Source organism: Stenotrophomonas maltophilia (assembly GCF_013464915.1).
In the GTDB taxonomy this organism is placed as follows: Bacteria; Pseudomonadota; Gammaproteobacteria; order Xanthomonadales; family Xanthomonadaceae; genus Stenotrophomonas; species Stenotrophomonas maltophilia_AT.
Map to the genome: position 1 here is coordinate 1 of NZ_RAVT01000108.1, position 386 is coordinate 386.

The following is a 386-nucleotide window of genomic DNA, read 5'->3' on the forward strand; positions in this document are numbered from 1 at the left end:
GTACCTACGAGGAACAGCGGCGCAGCAATGCCGGGCCGGCGCCGGTGGAACCAGCCGATGGTGGAGAGGATCGTCCACCGTTGCGGTAACGATCCCCTCTGGTAGAGCCGGCCGCTGGCCGGCTGCTCTGAATGTCGGGTTCAATGAGGTTGCCGGCCAGCGGCCGGCACTACCACAGGCGGTCAGCGCGGCTGCTTCACCGGCAGCACTCTGAACACGGTGACCGACGCGATCAACCGTGGTGCGATCTACCGCTTCCTGACCGAGCCCTGGAACGACGAWGAGCTGCGCAAGCACATCCACCAGGCATTCCGHACCTACGAGGAACAGCGGCGCAGCAATGCCGGGCCGGCGMCGGTGGAACCAGCCGATGGTGGAGAGGATCG

At 66.3% G+C, this 386-nt stretch carries 1 pseudogene; it reads left to right on the forward strand.

Features of this window, described 5'->3' with window-relative positions:
• Window positions 1–210 precede the first annotated feature (210 nt).
• Window positions 211–386, forward strand: a pseudogene (locus tag D7T59_RS21150) (EAL domain-containing protein); the annotation flags it as partial.